Source organism: Halobacterium sp. KA-6 (assembly GCF_021029015.1).
GTDB lineage: Archaea > Halobacteriota > Halobacteria > Halobacteriales > Halobacteriaceae > Halobacterium.
In genome coordinates, this window is the sequence record NZ_JAJJZH010000004.1 from 236,365 (window position 1) to 253,096 (window position 16,732).

The 16,732-nt window shown below is 53.0% G+C and carries 17 protein-coding genes and 1 pseudogene; 8 read left to right on the forward strand and 10 right to left on the reverse strand.

The annotated features are described in order from the left end of the window. The first annotated feature begins 60 nt into the window (after positions 1-60). Complete coding sequence (locus LPA46_RS10940) at positions 61-1,698, forward strand: hypothetical protein (protein ID WP_230892525.1); 1,638 nt, start codon at positions 61-63, stop codon at positions 1,696-1,698. Positions 1,699-1,922: 224 nt separating this feature from the next. Here the strand turns inward: LPA46_RS10940 and LPA46_RS10945 are convergent, their stop codons facing one another. From LPA46_RS10945 to LPA46_RS10965, 5 genes are all read right to left on the reverse strand, one after another. Further along, a complete protein-coding gene (locus LPA46_RS10945; RefSeq protein ID WP_230892526.1) occupies positions 1,923-2,369 on the reverse strand; it encodes a hypothetical protein in 447 nt (148 codons plus the stop codon). Then, positions 2,362-3,264, reverse strand: a complete 903-nt coding sequence (locus LPA46_RS10950; protein WP_230892527.1) for a ParA family protein — start codon at positions 3,262-3,264, stop codon at positions 2,362-2,364. Before LPA46_RS10950 ends, LPA46_RS10945 begins: the two co-directional genes overlap by 8 nt. A gap of 676 nt (positions 3,265-3,940) precedes the next feature. Further along, positions 3,941-4,498: a hypothetical protein gene (locus LPA46_RS10955; RefSeq protein ID WP_230892528.1), complete on the reverse strand. Its 558-nt coding sequence runs from the start codon at positions 4,496-4,498 to the stop codon at positions 3,941-3,943. 11 nt (positions 4,499-4,509) lie between these two features. After that, positions 4,510-5,163 carry a helix-turn-helix domain-containing protein gene (locus LPA46_RS10960; RefSeq protein ID WP_442908241.1) on the reverse strand — a complete coding sequence of 218 codons (654 nt, stop codon included), beginning with the start codon at positions 5,161-5,163 and terminating at the stop codon, positions 4,510-4,512. A gap of 135 nt (positions 5,164-5,298) precedes the next feature. Beyond that, positions 5,299-5,472, reverse strand: coding sequence for a hypothetical protein (locus LPA46_RS10965; protein WP_230892530.1), 174 nt, complete (start codon positions 5,470-5,472; stop codon positions 5,299-5,301). 625 nt (positions 5,473-6,097) lie between these two features. Here LPA46_RS10965 and LPA46_RS10970 point away from each other — a divergent pair. Continuing rightward, positions 6,098-6,778: a hypothetical protein gene (locus tag LPA46_RS10970; protein WP_230892531.1), complete on the forward strand. Its 681-nt coding sequence runs from the start codon at positions 6,098-6,100 to the stop codon at positions 6,776-6,778. A 306-nt stretch (positions 6,779-7,084) separates the two neighbouring features. On the opposite strand, the gene LPA46_RS10975 is transcribed toward LPA46_RS10970, so the two are convergent. Together LPA46_RS10975 and LPA46_RS10980 are read right to left on the reverse strand one after the other, a co-directional pair. Continuing rightward, the gene (locus LPA46_RS10975; protein ID WP_230892532.1) at positions 7,085-7,480 is read right to left on the reverse strand and encodes a hypothetical protein; all 396 of its coding nucleotides are present in this window, start codon (positions 7,478-7,480) and stop codon (positions 7,085-7,087) included. 856 nt (positions 7,481-8,336) lie between these two features. Continuing rightward, positions 8,337-8,981, reverse strand: coding sequence for a hypothetical protein (locus LPA46_RS10980; protein ID WP_230892533.1), 645 nt, complete (start codon positions 8,979-8,981; stop codon positions 8,337-8,339). 337 nt (positions 8,982-9,318) lie between these two features. Here LPA46_RS10980 and LPA46_RS10985 point away from each other — a divergent pair, with 337 nt between their 5' ends. The 3 genes from LPA46_RS10985 to LPA46_RS10995 all read left to right on the forward strand — a co-directional run bounded on the left by LPA46_RS10985 (position 9,319) and on the right by LPA46_RS10995 (position 11,004). Then, positions 9,319-9,618, forward strand: a complete 300-nt coding sequence (locus tag LPA46_RS10985; RefSeq protein ID WP_230892534.1) for a hypothetical protein — start codon at positions 9,319-9,321, stop codon at positions 9,616-9,618. Positions 9,619-10,128: 510 nt separating this feature from the next. Further along, entirely contained in the window at positions 10,129-10,476 is a 348-nt protein-coding gene (locus LPA46_RS10990; RefSeq protein ID WP_230892535.1) for a hypothetical protein, read from the forward strand. A gap of 153 nt (positions 10,477-10,629) precedes the next feature. Beyond that, positions 10,630-11,004 (forward strand): hypothetical protein, encoded by a 375-nt coding sequence (locus LPA46_RS10995; protein ID WP_230892536.1) that lies wholly within the window; start codon positions 10,630-10,632, stop codon positions 11,002-11,004. Positions 11,005-11,135: 131 nt separating this feature from the next. On the opposite strand, the gene LPA46_RS11000 is transcribed toward LPA46_RS10995, so the two are convergent. The 3 genes from LPA46_RS11000 to LPA46_RS11010 all read right to left on the reverse strand — a co-directional run bounded on the left by LPA46_RS11000 (position 11,136) and on the right by LPA46_RS11010 (position 13,403). Then, a complete protein-coding gene (locus tag LPA46_RS11000) occupies positions 11,136-11,579 on the reverse strand; it encodes a hypothetical protein (protein WP_230892537.1) in 444 nt (147 codons plus the stop codon). A gap of 127 nt (positions 11,580-11,706) precedes the next feature. Further along, positions 11,707-12,306, reverse strand: coding sequence for a GNAT family N-acetyltransferase (locus LPA46_RS11005; protein WP_230892538.1), 600 nt, complete (start codon positions 12,304-12,306; stop codon positions 11,707-11,709). 674 nt (positions 12,307-12,980) lie between these two features. Continuing rightward, a complete protein-coding gene (locus LPA46_RS11010; protein ID WP_230892539.1) occupies positions 12,981-13,403 on the reverse strand; it encodes a hypothetical protein in 423 nt (140 codons plus the stop codon). Positions 13,404-13,755: 352 nt separating this feature from the next. Here LPA46_RS11010 and LPA46_RS11015 point away from each other — a divergent pair, with 352 nt between their 5' ends. The 3 genes and pseudogenes from LPA46_RS11015 to LPA46_RS11025 all read left to right on the forward strand — a co-directional run. Continuing rightward, complete coding sequence (locus tag LPA46_RS11015) at positions 13,756-14,391, forward strand: IS6 family transposase (RefSeq protein ID WP_230892540.1); 636 nt, start codon at positions 13,756-13,758, stop codon at positions 14,389-14,391. Positions 14,392-15,656: 1,265 nt separating this feature from the next. Beyond that, positions 15,657-16,031 carry a hypothetical protein gene (locus LPA46_RS11020; RefSeq protein ID WP_230892541.1) on the forward strand — a complete coding sequence of 125 codons (375 nt, stop codon included), beginning with the start codon at positions 15,657-15,659 and terminating at the stop codon, positions 16,029-16,031. A 24-nt stretch (positions 16,032-16,055) separates the two neighbouring features. Further along, positions 16,056-16,732: pseudogene (locus LPA46_RS11025) on the forward strand (ISH3-like element ISH3B family transposase); the annotation flags it as partial.

Below are 16,732 nucleotides of genomic sequence, written 5' to 3' on the forward strand. Positions count from 1 at the left end.
CATTTTCTAGAACGTTTTATTGACAAAAATATAATAGAGATAGAAACTGTGAACTAATCTATGCCGGGAATCGGACAGACAGTTAAAAATGCCATCTACGACGTTATTGGTGGGCTCGTCGAGCCAGTCCGAGGGTTCGTCAAGTGGTTATTCAGCCTCGCAGCGGACTACCTCACCAGCACCCCCTACCCCGATAATCTCTATTCATTTGGCAGCCCGACGAAGGATCCGTGGGCGACCCTCTTCCAGAATATATACAACGACACCGTCATCCTGCTCCTTCCTACACTATTCGGGCTAGCGCTCGGGCTTGCGATGTTCTTCAACATTTTCACGCCGAAGCAGAAGCAGACGAGCATACGTCGAGCTGTCTTCGCCTATCCGCTCGCCTATTCATGGTGGTGGTTTGGCGGTTGGTTCCTCAAATTCAACAACGACCTCGCAGACGTCATTCTCGGAGGTGCAGCAGACCAATTTGCATCAGCAATCACCGGATCTGCCACTTCTGCAGCCGGCACAGGTATCGTCGCCCTGCTTATCTATATCGCTGGTTCAAGCGTCCTACTGGTAGTTATTGCTGTTTTCCTACTCCGGCGAGTCGGCATCTACGCCTACATGGTCGCGATGCCCATTCTGTTGATGTTCTGGATTGTCCCCATCAAGCCCGTCGAGGGATGGGCAAAGAGCATGATGGGAAAATTCATCCCACTCGTCTTAATGACCCTCCCGACCGCCTTACTACTCCGAATTGGCGCATTACTCCTCCAAGGCAACGGAGGGGCCGCTGCCACAGGAACCGGCGGAATTGGGGCAGGGATGACGTCAACAGTTCTTGGGTTCGCGACGATTGCGGGTGCAGCGCTGGTTCCGAAGTACGTGTTTTCGTTCTCGTCGCAGGTGTCCCGGGCTGTCCAGACAGGGTCGCGGGCAGGCCGTGGGGCGTCTCGTGGGGTGCGAGCATCAGGCGCAAGCGCAGCGGCGGCGAGTGGTGGCGGCGCGCCACAGGCTTCGGATACCAGGAGTGGCGGTAGCCGTAGTGGTGGAACGTCGAGTGGACCGAGCGAAGAACACAAGCACGACCCGAAGACGGATTTCTCGTCGTCGCGACGGATGCGGTCGCAGCGACGTCGTCGTCAGCAGCGTGCCGAACGCGTCGGGTCAGGTGCCCGGAAGGCCGGTCGAAAAGCTGTTGACGGGACTGCACGCGCCTCAAAGAGCGTGCTACGGAACAAGCGTGCAGACGGATCGACGGCACGCGGTGTGGCTGGGGACGCGAAAAACGCAGCGAAAGGCGGAATGAGTGGATATCGGCAACGGATTAACGAACGAATGGCCGTTCGGAGCGAACAAGTCAAAGAGAAGTTCACTCCCGGAGACAACTCCGGTGGGAACGCCCCGACACAGACGTCTATCGACGATTATGACGATGGACGTGGGGAACCCCCTGGATTTGAGGACCCCTCACAGACCGGCCTCGAAGAGTATGAAGACTCAGCCGGCAACGAGGGTTCGGGGACAACGACAGATGCCGGTCCTGACGTCGAGGACGAGAGCGCGGGCGGGAGGGATACCGAGATCAACAGCTCGCCGCGAGAGTTTGGGTCGCCGTCGACGAACAGGACGCCCGATGAAACCGAACAAATAGACGAAACCGGATCGTTCTCTCAGAGCACAAATCGCCAAGAGAGCGACGACTAGCTGTTAGTCTACTCGACGACGAGCTCCCGGTGTTGTAGCGATGCTTTGCCACTACGGACGTAGCAGTCGCTCAGCGTGAAGGGAAGCGAGAGCGCGGGTGTGCATCCCATTTATGGCACAAAGCGACACCCACACGCGCCCTCGCAGTTCCAACTTACTGACGTTACGTTAAAAGCCATTCGTCGGCTGCCTACGCCGGACCCAGAAAGAACAGCGAGCCCCGGCTACTCGTCGCGAAGTCCGTCCGTATCCGCCTCAATACCGCGTGCGTCCTTGATATACTCCACGAGCACGTCCGAATTGTCCATCACCATCTGGAGCATCGCGTCGTGTTTCTCGGACGTTGTGACGTCCTTCACACCGTCTTGGACGAGTGCCGGCGTCACTTCCACGTCGTCCACGGTATTCCACTCGTCAAGTGTCGCTTCCCGCACGTAGAACGGGAACTGCGTCGCTTCATCCCCGAACTCGAACGCCTTCGTCGTGTACGGGTCCGTCTCCTCGTTCGCTACCTGTTCCCCGGTCGTCATCGGTTCATCCGTGCCATCATCACTGGTAGTTTCCTCGGTCGCTGCCGTCGACGTCGACGCGGTCGTGGTTGATTCACTGTCGGAAGACTCGGCGTCCTGGTCCTCGATTGTCTCGTCGAGGTCGTCGAACGGATCACTCATCGCGGACCACCTCACCACGTTCGACGATCTGCGCGAGCTCGTCGTACGCTGCCAGTTGGTCACACTCGGGGTCGTAGTCGCGCAGCGGCTCGTTGGCGTCCCGCAGCGAGTTATTGATGGCGTCCCGGTGCCGGATGCCCGGCAAGCCACCGTCGTATTCACCGGCTTCGATAGCCTCCCAGTCCTCTGGAGAGATATATGCGAAGTTCGGGACCTTCGATGCCACACCGTCCCGCGTAGTAATCTCCTTGAGAAGTTCTTGGTCGAGCGTTGCTTGGTCGATACGCCGCTGGAGGTCGGACGGCACGACCGCGAGAATGTCGAGGTCGAAGTACCGGCGCGCTGGCTTCACAAGCCGGTTGACCGTGTTGTCGAGGCCAGTCTTGTAGCCGAGTTCCGGTCGCAGCGGGATGATGAGGTTGCCGGTGGCGTACATCGCGTTGTCGTTGAGTTTTCCCCGATTTGCCGGGCAGTCAACGACAATATAGTCGTAGTCCTCACCGAGAAGCGGTTCGACAAGATGCTGCTTGAGGCGAGCAGAGCCCTGTACAGCGTCTTTGAGCGTGGATTCTACACCTTCCAAGTCCGCATGGGACGGGAACAGGTCAAGGCCGCCAGCGACGTCGACGATGTAGTCACGGGGGTCGGCCTCGTTGACGAGGACCGCTTCGGCGTGGTTCTCGTCGTCATCCCCGGAGCCGTGCTGGTAGGCATCACGTTGCCCGAGGTTGAGTGTCAGGTGGCCGTTGTCATCGAGGTCGATGAGTAGGGCGGTTTCGTTGCGGTGTGCGAGCTCGCGCGCGAGGTTGAGCGCGGTTGTCGTTTTCCCGAATCCGCCTTTCAGGATGCCTACGCACACTGCTCGCGGGGTTTTGTCGGTATCGCTTTGTGCCATATTGGTTTCCTCACTGGATACAACAGTAGACAACTCCTTTAACTTTTCCAAAGTAGTCAAAGTAGATGGAGTAGGTAGAATAGACAGAGTAGATAGAGTAGACAGAGTAGAAATGGGACTATATCGCCTAATAGCCCACAGTAGCCATCTGCTGTAAAGTAGATGGAGTAGATAGAGTAGACGACTACTTTAGAGTAGATAGAATAGATGGGAGAGCCGGAGAAGATGGAGGAGGAACAGGGGGAGCGGGAGTCGTACTGCAGGGGGACGTCGAGCGGAGATCGGCTGCTCGAACTGGATTGAGAAGCACGAAATCCGATTCAGGGGCGAGGTGGAACGCCAGAATGGGCCCGCACTCAGCACCAATCTGGGAATCGTATTGTTACCCGGTCGAGCTGCCGGTTTATGGACACGACACGCGTCGAGAGAGGAGCTATGTTCAGGGGCCTTGAATCAGAACAGCGTAGCAGAAGTTGAGACCGTCCTTCTCAATGCATACGGTTCTCGGACTGGTTTGTGGCTATGGACAAGGTGCTTGTTCGACATTTTCGTTGATTTTACTTCTAACCACAGACAAGCCGGGAGGGCTACCATTCCATAGCGACCAGTACATCGCGCTGACGTTGACATTAAAGTCGTAAACGTGCTGATACCGGTCTAACCGCCGAAATGCTCTCTACTCACTCCACGTGAGCTGTCCAACGGTTGGAAACTCAGCCTTCGCTGTTTGGGGTGGGTTGTAGTATCGGGACTTGATCTCGTAGTATCCGAATTCGGGAGGGATACGAGCGCATGCCTTTGCCAGATTTTCGTCCGCTGTGTGAGTGATCACACGGATTCGAGCATTCGCTTCGAACAATCGAACTGCCAACGCGACCACCGCCGCGTCCTGCCAGTTGTTCGTCTCTGGATACTTGCTCTGCTGGTTGAGAAACTCATCTGCAACGAACCGTGCTTTCTCCACCGGTCCAGCGCTACTATCGAATCCCTCTGTACGATCACTTGGTAGCGGTGGGGCTACCCGAAGCCATCCTTCTTCGATAGCCGTATCGAGGTACGGGTTCGTCGGGGAGGCGGCACTCCCGGTATCCGCCAGCTCGTGGTAGACCGCTGCTGGCACCCAAACTTCAGTTCCAGCTTCCTCTACGGCACTCTTGAGCGATTGTAGGTGTGGACTGGGGTGCTTCCCCAAGTTCCGAAACATCACCGTGTCCGCAATGTTCGCCGTATACATCCTCGCTCGGTTCACTTATCGGCGTATTCCTCGAGGAGATCGTCCTCGTCCGCATCGAACTCATCCGGTGTGTACGTCGTCGGAGTCGAATCGTCATCACCGAGGTCGAGGATTGAATAGAGCGCTTCGACGAGATCATACGTAGTTCCAGGGGAGAGATCTGTGAGGCTCGCAATTTGCCGGATCGTGACCTCGCCCTCACTGTGTGCGTTCACGAGATCGTATGCGAGCGCGAACGTGACGATGCCGTGGTCTTCGAGGACCCGCTCGATCACTGGGTACTCGTTTTTCTGGGCGATTACCTCGATGATTTGGGGAGTGATCGAGACTTCCGTCTCACGGACCGTCAACGTTAGTTCGAACTCCTGAGCGGTGTATACGGCAGTCCCGGTTTCGTCGCCAACCTTGTTGATCAGGCCCGCTTGCTCCAGTTTATGGAGGTAGTCGTACACCGTCTTTTTCGAGACGGCCGTTGTTTCGACGAGTTCGGGACCTGTTGCAGTCTCTGCCCGTTTAATCGATGTATAGAGGTCCGCGAGAGAGGGGTTCTCCAGCAATTCCGCGAACGTCGGGATGCCAGTGATGGTTCCCGGAGTGTCCCCCGCGTTTCGCACATGTTCTGTATCGTAACTCATCTTGTGTAGAGTTACGAAACTAGAAACCATAAATGTTTGCCACGGAACCGGGACACTGTAGTGTTTACAAACGGGCCCGACCGCAGAGGATAGCTTTGTTACGTGCCTTAATTACACACTACTCTCGACCACAACGTCATTAAGTAGAGACGCGAATGTATCGAGTCAGTTGCTCAGGAGAGCATCGTATCCGCCTTTGTAGCTCAGGTAGTACGAGACCACCACGAGGAGTACGAGGACGAACAGCTGTCCGAATATATCGGGTGGCGAAATAATCGCTGAGAGCGGAAACGCGACGAGGAAGCTGATAATAAAGCGAACGTGTGGGGAGTCAAGCATATTTCAACCGAATACCCAGCGTAGTAAATAGGTTGTGTATATGAAACGATAGGTGTTCCACCTGTACTTAGCGAAGCTACCCACCACATCGAGGCGGGTTCTCACCAGCTAATTCGTCGTGAAACAACCGCTCAGTAGGAATGCGTACAGAACGTGAAACCTTTCTATTATAATTTGCGTCAAAAAGTCTATGATTCGCAGGGCGGTCGTCTAAATGCTTCTATTAGTAAGAGCGCAGAGACAATTCCTATCCACGCGAATATATTCGGATGAGAGGTTGCAAATCCAGGCCACAGTGGCGTAAATAGCGTTCCCGGCGTGATTTCCCCAATGAGTAGGCGAATCGCTCTATCTACAAAGATGACGAACGCCAGTGCTACGATGACTCTGCGGAAATCCACTATTGTAAATTTGGATTTTCGTCTAAAAAGCGTTTGCAAAAATGTAGGTATTTAGATAATAACTCAATCGTCTGTATCAAGCACTCAGCGTAGTCCACACCCAGTGATTATTTAGTGCTGACTAAGCGCTGTGAATCTAACGCACGGGCGAGCGAAGCCGTCGTCTCTAGTTGTATCGGCTTCATCCGTAGCCTTTTCAGTTAAGTGACGGAAATGGGTTTCTTATGGATTGGTCCTCCGTCACCCAATACCGGGGTGAAGCCGCAATCATTGTTGGCTTCATCTTGCTTCTGAACCCGCTAGTCGTGGGTGCGTTTGACATCGGTGACCCAGACCGGTATCGATACGAGGCCAGCGAAGTCTCGTTCTCCGCGAACGGTACCTACACGTTCTCGACCAATCCCGTTCCCCTCGACTCCGATGTGGCGTGCTTTGGTGACGCTCCGAGTCGTTCCTGTGTGCTTGAGCGAGCCATCCACACCAACGGAGGAATCACGTACGATGGGCCCACGGAGCTGTTCATCCACAACGAATACAGCTATGTCCACATCTGGGAGGAAGGATTCTTCCAACCTGTTAGCGAGGAGCGGCAAAATGGGGCTGTCTGGTACGGGCTTGAGGCCGTCTCACAAGAAGAGGCACTCAAATATATCGCAACTCCCATAGAACGAACTAACAAAGGCGTCCGAACCGCTATCAAAACAGGCGCCTACGAGACATCCGACGAACTCTCCGGCGCTCACGAACTCGTCCAGGCCGACAACAGCTACTACGTCGTCTATCCAACCGTGGTTCAGGAACATGGGGAAACAGAGCGGAGCCTCACAGTCGTCGTCCTCCAGTGGCTGCTCGGAATTGCTGGTGCAATACTGATTCTCCGTGGACAACGTCACCGTCTCGAATGACAAACAGTCGGATACTAGCCGCCTGACGACCCGAAGTATTGTCCGTCTATACTCTCCAAAGCTACTCCCTATCGAGATGGGTTCTCACCAGCTGATTCGAAGTGAAATGGCCTGTCAGTAGGTGTGCATACTGAGTGTTTTTCATAATCCACGATGCCCCAAAGATGAATAGAGTAGCCTTTGAATGTACATTAACCAGCTACATCTGTCGAAATCCAACTACACAGGTTGATACAGGATTTGGGATGCTCGCAGTAGGTGGAGAGTGCTTCAATATCAGATTCCAACAATAATTCAATAGAGACTTCAGCCAGAACCTTCGCGGATTTCAATATCCTCACTAATCGTAATCCCGAGCTGACCGCTAGTCTTTGGGTCGGATGACGCACGCCATGTCTTCTCTTCTGACCCTACCCCCGGGACGCTCACAGTAACTTTCTTCTCACCATCCCGATCAAAGATATCTCCAAACACTTTCTGCCCATCCGGATCAACAGAAAACTCAGTATCAATAGCTACGTCACCTGACCCGACGTCAACAACACGCATCTCGACTGTAACCGTTTCATCTCGATAATTATACACGGTAATTGACCTCGCCTCATCCTGAGAAAGACAGCCTGTAATGCCAGCAGCGGAACACACCCCGATTGCACGCAACAATCCTCGTCTGGTCATGTGCTCCCCGAGCCACTGACGCATATTATTTTCTCCCGGCGTTTCACGTAAATACTTTGTCAGCGGTAGACCGTACTGACCGACATGTGCTGTTCTATTTTTCAGTCCCACAAGAGATTTGCTATCACGATACTTCCTACGGTTGATGAAACGTCGTGAATGCGTCCTCGCGGTTGCATCAACCCTCCCTCTCATCTCCGGTTGCTCAGGCGTCCTCACCAATAGTACGGATTCCGAACAGAGAACCAGCGGCACTCCAGAGCGTAGTGATTCAACGTCTCATCTTTCGCTTTCCGTTCAATCACCGTTAACCGCAATCGACGCTCAGTACGAATTATCGCTGGCTCGCGGGGTGACAGAGGAACATCCGCCCCAAATCAGGGCCGTCTTTACGAATACCGGCGATACAGAACGCGAATTTAGGTTTGGGTCCGAGGCTCCACTCGCTCCGAAACCGAGTGACGGCCCGGAATCGAAACTCCAGTTGCGGAGTCCGCCCGCCGATGGGTACGATGCCGACGGCTGTTGGCGCTCAACATCTGATGCGTGGTTGACGAACGCGACGGTTGCAACGCTTCCGCCCGAGGAAAGCATCTCGAATACGCTGGATGTCCTCGCTGCACCGGCGGTGGATGGTGAGCGATACTGCCTACCGACAGGAACGTTCACGTTTACCGAATCCGTTTCACTCCTCGAATCCACAACCAGTACTGAGGACGACGAAAGCAGGGGTGAAACCGTACTCCGATTCACCTTAACTGTTGAATAACTCACCTGTACTTTCCGAATCTAAGAACCACACTGGGGTGGATTCCCACCAACTGATCTGGACTGAAACAGCCGCTCATCAGGTGTGCGTCTATATCAAGTAGCGCTCCACCTATTCGACCGGTTCTGCGCGCATTTCGTCGGCCCAGAAATCACCCGCGATGACATCGAGTTTGTAGTGTGTTCCGTTCGCTCGGACGAGATCGGCGTTACTCAAACTCTCCGGGAGTGAGTCCCACTTGCCGAACGGCGTATCGTATGAGCCATTCTCGATTGCTTTCTGCACTGGCTCTCTCACCTCCGACGACAGATTTTCGAGAGCAACGACGGACGCATTTTCCGATGGCTGTTGTTCGGTTATCTGAATATCATAGGTGGCTAACGTCGGCCCAGCGTCCCACGAGAGCTGGTAGTACGACCCATTTTTCTGGACGTACTCGTGGTTCTGGAAAACTTCTTTGGCGTCAGTGGGGAAGTACGTTCGATTGACGTACGGTGACTCACGGACAGAGTCGGGTGCGAACCCAGTTCCTCGTTGCTGGGCGGCATCGAACGCTTGTTGCTCGGTGTCTGAGAGGACGGTATAGTTAACAGTATTACTCGGTGTCGCACCAGTCGGGGTCGCATTTGACGGGCTGGACGTAGTTGTTGGGGCTGCGGACGCCGTCTCTGTTGGTTGCATGGAGGGAGCGCCGCCGTTCAGCCCGCTACAGCCAGCAAGCACAACGAGGAGGACGACCATCAATTCACGGCGCATACTGTCAGTTCCCAACCAGCAATAAAGTGTTTTGTGGGGCGCCGAAACACATAATTAACCCACTTCAAGACTGACTGATTCCGCGCTGTCCTGTACTTACCGAAATGCCGCACCACGTCTATACGGATTCTTACCAGCAAATCTGGAGTGAAACAGCCGCTCAGTAGGGGTGCGATTCCTCCAGAACCCCCCAGATTCTTTACTGCCGAAAAAGAATTAATAAATAATGGACTGCTCCCGACGCCGAGTCCTCCAGTACGGAGCGGGTCTTGCACTTCTCCCGCTCAGCGGGTGTGCAACGTTCCAGAGCGCGAATGAGGAGGCAACAGTCGATCTAATGCTCGTCAACTCGTCAAACGCAGAACAAAGCGTCGAAGTAACGATCAAATCTGATGGTGAAACCGTGTTCGAAGAGTCCTACAACCTCTCCACACCTGAAGGGGAGTCCGGGTCAATATCGGAACCCGGAATCCTCGAAGCCGGACAGTACACGGTCGTCGCTTCGAATGACACTGACACACGAGAGTACCAGTACCGAAGTACGTGCGCGAACGTCGATGACATGGACGACAAAATATACGTCAGCTTCCGGAATAACGGGCGCTTAGAAATCAGCAGTACGTACTGTGGCAAGTAACTTCCTTACGGTCACAGACTTAGGCCAATTCCGCCCTTCATTCAAACACTTGGCCTGTAGATCGCCATATTGAGGCAAGTTCTCACCAGCTGGATTTGACGTGAAACAACCGCTCAGTGGGACTGCGTATTGACCAGAACCGCACCAGCCATAGGGGTTATATTCTTGCTCTGAAAACTATTAATTAGGAGAATGTATGTGCTGGTGGGAGTGGCCGTCGTCCTCTTCGGCTTCTACGGGTTGTTTAATCCTGAGAGTGGACGAACATGGGGTGGTGTCCGAATGTGGGAGGAAGACCCAGAGAGCGCAAAGGAGTTCACTATAACGGCAAATAGGATGGTGAATGTTTTGGTTGTTTTCTTAGGTTTCGCGTTAATCGGGCTGTCCCTTACTCAATAATGCCAAACCTGGCCTGATACTTGCTTTGACTCCACGTATAGGCCATAACGCACACATGCCACAAATATAAATAAGTCAATAATGGAAATTAGCCGCCGACGTATTCTCCAAATGCTCGGTAGTAGCTCAATATTTACTATTGCCGGGTGCTTACACACTGATTCACTACCAGCAATATCCATCTCTAATCAAACCAGTAATAGAATTGATGTTAAATTAGTAGTACGTGATGTAGAGGAAGAAGAGCCAGTCATAGATGAGACTTTTTCGTTAGATGCCGATGGAGATAAATCCTACTCGCAACCATTTGAGACGGGTGGCGAAAAAGAGTTGAGGATAACCGTTAACGGCAACAGAAGTAAACGACACACATGGAATGATAGTCCATCAAGTAGTGGCTCTGTACTAACTGTATCAATACTTGAACAGGATATCAATATAGAGGAAGCGGTTAGCTAATTATTGTACTTAGCGAAGCTACGCATCACATCGAGGCGGATTCTTACCAGGGAATTCGGCGTGGAAAAGACGCTCAGTAGGTGTGCGAAGCAACCGTTATTGAGTAGTCGGGCGGCCTTGAGGTTTATTAGTCTTCCTTGGTTGGCGGTAAATATGAAACAGCAGTCGTCCCGGCGTGCCATCGTTCTTGGAGTGGCCGGTGTCATCCCAGTTGTTGGGTGTCTTGCTACCCCGTCGTCCGAGCCTGCCGGGGCGCATCTCTCGGTCTCGAATTACATGGAAACCGAACGAACAATTCGCGTCGAAGTCACTGCTGATGGAGAGCGTCTATTCTATAAAACGCCGACATTACCACCAGCCGAATCCAGACTCTACGAAAACGTCTTCGAGAAAACCCGAGACACGACGGTGACCGTCACAGTAGACGGTATCGGAGAGCGGTCAACCATGTGGGAAACAAATCCGGGTGCGATGTTGGAGGCTGTCGTCGAAAATAACCAAATTAAGTTCGAGGTCTCCACCCCATAACTTCCTATGCATAGTGGTTGGTGGAGAGGTTGTACTTACCGAGGCGTCAGAGACCCACCGCTAAAGCGGTGGGCTTGTCAGTGGACTCCCGGTCTCGCCGATACTCTCGGCAGGCGAATGATACTCCTCAGCTAATTGCGTCGGGCGTTGTCACGGAGACGCTGGGAGATGAGGAAGTTCCATAGAAGACCAACGCTGGCCGCGAGCGTGCCGAGGACAAGTGCTGATCCAGCGCCGAGCAGGAAGGCGTAGCGGAACTTCTCCATCTGTGCCATCGGTGGCTGGGTGGTCGCCACCCCAATCACGGAGACGACTCCAAATAACAACCCGAACACAATCGCATACGAGTATAATGCGTTATAGCCGACTGCTGTCGGGAGCGCGGCAATAATAACCACCGTCACACCCACACTCCACAGGCCGGAGACGAACAACACGTCCAGTAGTGGTCCACTTCCATCCATTATCTGTGCGTATCGAGTGAGTCCCGCACCAAAGACAGCGCTTCCAAGAATAACTCCGAGGAGCGCCCGAAGTGGCGGGAGAGACAGACGGTCAGACCAATCGGGGGACATTACGCAACAATTAATGGCTATCCGGCAAATACCTTGTCTGTACTTCCCGAAGCTACTCCTCACATCAAGGAAGGTTCTCAACAGCTGATTTGGAGTGAAACACCAGGTCAGCAGGGGTGCGTATTGATTATCTGTCGAAGTATGTCTCTGCTCTTTTCAGAATGTGTTCAAGTTCGGGCGACCCTCGGATGGCAGTTAATGGCTGAGGTGGCTCAGGATCGGATGGGTGATCTGCCAGTTGTCGATACCACCACTGGATGTCATGCCACTCCTCCTGTTTGTAGCCAACTGCGGGGAACGTACCGACCGGTTCGAACCCCATTCGCTCGTGTAACTTCACGCTTGCAGGGTTCGGGAGCGTCACAACTGCGTATGCGTTATAAAATCCTTGCTCCTCCAGAGTCTCCAAGAGGGAGGTGTACAGCGCGGTTCCGATACCCGATTGGTGAGCGTCTTCAGCGACGTACACCGTCAGTTCAGCCGTCCATGCATACGGCGGGGTCGATCTCAACGAACTCGCAGTTGCGTATCCGAGAATTTCGCCTTCGTCCGTCTCGCAAACGAACCACGGATACTTGCGGAGAGTCGTCTCAATCCGCTCTGCCATCTCCGTAGTCGTTGGCGGGTCAACTTCAAACGAAATTGGTGACGATTCGACGAAAGGCGCGTAGATAGAACGGATGGCTGGTGCATCTTCCGGAGTGGCTAATCGGAGCTGGTATTCCATGTCTGAGGAATTTCCACGCGACCACTGTATATCCTGTACTTAGCGAAAGTACTCACTCCTTCGAGGCGGGTTCTAATCAGCTGATTTGGGTGAAACAGCCGTTAGATAGGTGTGCGAATTGGGTGTGTAGTGGATTATGCTTTCGTCGAATTTCGGAGTCGCACTCCTGAGAAGTACATGACAACGAGCACGACTGCGAGTACGAATCCGGTCGTGAGACTAACCACCAGCGACTCGTAAGGGGATACGGCGATTGGTCGTGGTTTCAGCACCTGAAAGTACAAGTATAGCAGTTCCTCCCGGAAGACGTACGGGACGAGAAACCCAGCAAAACAACCTCCACCACAGGCGAGTGCTCGAACAAGACGGCTAGAGACTGGGAGTTTTCGGCGCGAACAGCTTCGATACACGAAACTAGCAACAATCACCCCGACAACGAGGCCGGTCCCGAACAGAATTTCCAGGAGAGTCATTACGTCTGTCTGCACGGAAAAACCGTTTCTGGGCTTATAATAATGCTCACCGAATAGAGTGACTTAGCCTGTCGCGACTCTGAGATGACCGCCGACGTGCACAACCGACGAGAGATTGATCCCTCCCTTGCAGAGCGCATAGAAATCGTTCATGTGCCTCCGGTAAGGGCTTTGTCTGATTGAACGCGACGGCTCGAGCTCTTACTCCAGCATTTCATAGTCCCTGCTAAAGGTTCCATCAGCTCGAAGATCAAATTCAAGTGCTACTCGCGGGGGTTCCACGACATCTTGTCCGTAGTTATTGAGAACCCATGCCGCGGTTGTTTTCCTCGGCGATCCCGTTGGTGGATTAGCTAATATCGAATACACACCCGGGCTTGACGGTGTAGTAGAAATAATCCGCTCAGAATCCGCTTCAATTCGATATGTCTTCCACGAGTTGATTTCTGCATCCTCAGTAACGATTACATTAATCTCTACGGGCGTTTGCGTCCAGTTGTACAGTCTAATTTCTGGAATTACGATTGAATCGACGGGTTCTGACCGTTGGCGGCTGCCTAAACAGCCTGTGAGGGTAGCTACCCCCGCGATTGAGAGGGCGTTCAGAACACCACGTCGTTTCATATTTAAATTAACTTTCTCTTCCCTAAAAGCCTCTGGGGGAATAGTACAGATCGTTGGTCGAAGTAATTCCTGTACTTACCGAACCTTCTCAACCGATCGAGTCAAGTTCTTTGCAGCTGTTTTCGTGGAACAACCGGTCAGTAGGGATGGGAACTGTTCATTTCCTCCTCAGTTGTTCTGGTTGTCCGTATTAACGTACGCACAGAGAGGATTCCACCACCAGTGCCATTTTACGATGAATAAGATTCCACCCAGAATCACCCCATTCCAGACCCATATAAATTCGCCAGTGATGAACCGGCAGTGTTCAGATAAGGATGAAGGGTGAGGCGGAGCGAAGTTCTAGTGATCCATGCCAGAAATCGCCCGCCTCAACGGAGGTAGCGACTGCTTCGAGTTAGAATTTGTGCAGCGAGAAGCGACACCGAAGCCTGCGATGAAATTGGGTATCCGACTCCATGCTGCCGGCTTATCACTCTCGGATACCGTCTCAGTCTTAGCTTCCTTCGGTGTCGAACGTGCTCGCTCAACTGTCCATAATTGGGTGCAAAAAGCCGGGCTACAGCCCAATTCTGGGAAGAATCCGAATCACGTTGCGATTGACGAAACCGTGATTCAACTCAACAACCAGCGCTACTGGCTGTACGCCGCAGTTGATCCTGAAACCAACGAATTCCTCCACGTCAGACTCTTTCCAACCAGAACAATCGTCTTGACAAAACAGTTCCTGGCGGAACTCCGCGAGAAACATCGCGTCGAAAATGCCGTGTTTCTGGTTGATGGCGCACCGTGGCTCAAAGCGGCATTATTCGAGCTTGGGCTCCGATTCCGACACGTCACACATGGGAATCGGAATGCCGTCGAACGCGTGTTTAAGGAGCTGAAACGTCGCACTGAGCAGTTCGCCAACCACTTCCGCCACGCAACTGCTGACTCGGCAGAAACATGGTTGCAAACCTTCGCCTTCGCCTGGAATCAACTAATCTGAACAATGCCTGATGAACCCGTACACTGGGAGAACAACACCGAGAAACACGAGAAGGAGGAGACCATTTGGAAGAAATTGACCGGGGGGCATAAGAGGATATTCTGAGGCACTTTAGAAAAGGATTGTGCTGGTTGACAACCCCACATTCTGTACTTACCGAACCTACTCAACGCATCCAAGCGTGTTCTCACCAGCCAGATTTGGCGTGGAACAATCGGTTAGTAGGTGTTCGTATTAAACGGTAGGGGACATCAGCTACGAGTACTGTTTAGGGGGCCCGGATGAATACCGGGCGTGTCCCGTCAAAGGAAGATTATTGTGCTGTCAACGGTAAGGAAGATTATGAGCGGGACAAAACAGCTATACAGCCGTCTTGATAGATGGGCGCGGAATCTATCCCGTATTAGATATGCGGTTTTCGTTGGTGTTGTCTCCTTCTTGTGTTACCTGCTTGGTGGCGCACTACTCGGCGAAACTAGTATTTTCGGAGCATTCGGAATTGGGTTTACACTAGCTGTTCTCCATTTTGTGTTCAACCCCAACGATCAAACTTGATGGAGGTTATAGAAATCTTCACACAGAGTTGGTTTCTCATTTGATAGCAGCGAATTGGCTACTTGGCTTTTCACCTGCACGTAGCTTTCTCGTTTGCCTACGTGGGCTGGAAATCGCACACCCGTGCAGTTCGTTCCAAACGCGGCTCGTGTGGAACAGCCCCTCAGTAGGGGTGCGAATTTATCACTTGGATTTTTCTTTCTGCGTTTGGTATCGGTGGTTATGGACTGGGTGACGCTTCTGGTGAGTGGACTATTTGCGCTTGCGTGGCTTATCACCCTCCGTCAATCACGGACAGAGGACTGGACTGTGATTCGGACAGTTGGATGGCTTGTGTTCCTCAGTGGTGCGACCATCGGGGCGTTTTATGACAATTTCCTCTCCGCTGCGTCGCCGCTCCTCCCGTGGATCGAACCTATTGCCGCCGTCATTATGTTCGTCGGAATAGGCATCGCGTGGATGTGGACTCCCAGCGGAGACAATCGGTCAGCCGAACGACGATAGCTGGGCACTCTGTACTTAACGAAACTACGAAGCACATTGAGATGGGGTCTCACCATCGATTTAGCATGGAACAGCCGCTCAGTTGGTGGGCGAGCAATCCAACTAGTTTGGGTGTTTCTTTTCGGGATATATAATCGATGGAAAATCATATATTATTCGGGGCAGGAGTTGATTTTGTGTCGTTCAAATGTTCCCGCAGGCAGTCGATGATTGCTGCTGGAAGTCTCTTCTTGAGCGGAGGTTGTTTGACCTTTGGCTCCCCAAGCCAGGGAATAATCGAAATCAAGACAACTCAAATCGACTATTCGGTACCAATTGAGGTTGCGAGTCCAGATGAGACGGTACTTGTCGAGACCTTTTCTTTGAGCCCGGACAATCCTATCTATGCATCATTTACGCTCGAACAAGATACAGATTACAACGTACAGATAGAGTTCGAGCCAGCAGTACAAGCCATTAATATCGGTGATTCACCAGCTGAACGAGGGTGGACTGCCGAATCAGGTGACATTCACGGAGAGGTTGGATTCTCTTCGTCAGATCAAGTCTATACAGTATCAGTACATCACAAAGCCGGTTAGTTGAGACGTCTGCTTGCTGAAGGTGTGTCTACAACCCAGCAAGCAGACGGTGAAATCCACGAGGACCAGCTTCTTAACTTCCTCGTCAACGCTCTTGACGAGGAAGTCGCCCTCACACTCGCTGAAAACGCCGAGATCGATGCTGAAGACATCTACGAGGTCCTCGTCGGCGCGTGCGCCGACGGGACCTCGGTCTCAACGCTCTGTGAGAAAAGCGAAGATGCCCCCCACGAAAATTCGGTTCTCTACCATCTCCGCACCAAATTCGACCTTGAGACGCTTGAGCAAGTCGGAAACGCGCTCCTTCAGAAGGACGTTCTCGACGTCCTTCCCCAGCAGGTGGAGGTCGTTTCGGACCTCCACCTGCGGCCCTACTACGGCGATGAAGACGGGACAGACGGCCTGTATCACTCACAAGCGAAGCGTGGAACAACTGCGTTCCACGCCTACGCCACACTCTACGCGCGTGTGAAGAACAAACGCTACACGCTGGCGGTGCGCCGTCTCGAAGACGGCGACACCGCCAGCAGTGTCCTCGCAGAGTTTCTCGGTATCCTCGACGGCCTTGACCTCAACGTCAAGGCCGTCTTTCTTGACCGCGAATTCTACGACAGCAAGTGTTTGACGCTGCTTCAGGCACACAACCACGCCTACGTCATGCCGATCGTCCGCTGGGGACAGACGATCAAGCAAGAACTCTC